The 553-nt window shown below is 35.8% G+C and carries 2 tRNA genes; both read left to right on the top strand.

What is annotated here, in order from left to right:
• The first annotated feature begins 148 nt into the window (after positions 1-148).
• Positions 149-225, top strand: a tRNA-Ile gene (locus CRV04_RS12785).
• A 47-nt stretch (positions 226-272) separates the two neighbouring features.
• A tRNA-Ala gene (locus tag CRV04_RS12780) sits at positions 273-348 on the top strand.
• Positions 349-553 lie beyond the last annotated feature (205 nt).

The raw sequence follows: 553 nt of genomic DNA, 5'->3' as shown, positions 1-553 counted from the left end.
GTAGGAGAACCTGCGGTTGGATCACCTCCTTTCAGAGAAAGAGTTAGAATTCGTTTTCTAACTCAGAGAAAAAGAATGGTAACATAACGAAGTTTCCATAAGTACATGTTCGGTTTGTAAAGATTATTGAAGTAAGGTTAGTGTAAATGGGCCTATAGCTCAGCTGGCTAGAGCGCTCGACTGATAATCGTGAGGTCCCAGGTTCAAGTCCTGGTAGGCCCACCATTTTTATAAGCTTACTTAAAAAATCTTATAGAAAGATTGCAGACCATGGGGATATAGCTCAGCTGGGAGAGCGCCTGCCTTGCACGCAGGAGGTCAGCGGTTCGATCCCGCTTATCTCCACCATCTAAAGAGATAAGTTTTAATATCAGTACTTAAAAGAAGTATTGATATTAGGATTTATCCTAAACGGTATAAAAACCAAGTTATTTAAAAATATAATGTTAAAAGTCTTTAGTTTTTCCAATGCGAATATGAGTAAAATCATATTTAAAATTGAAAACATAAAAACACAACTTTTTTATTGAATCTATTAGTAGATTTAATAAGA

The sequence above is a fragment of the Candidatus Marinarcus aquaticus genome (assembly GCF_004116335.1).
Taxonomy (GTDB): domain Bacteria; phylum Campylobacterota; class Campylobacteria; order Campylobacterales; family Arcobacteraceae; genus Marinarcus; species Marinarcus aquaticus.
The sequence above is the reverse complement of the archived record's forward strand: the minus strand, read 5'-3'. Positions and strand labels throughout refer to the sequence as shown.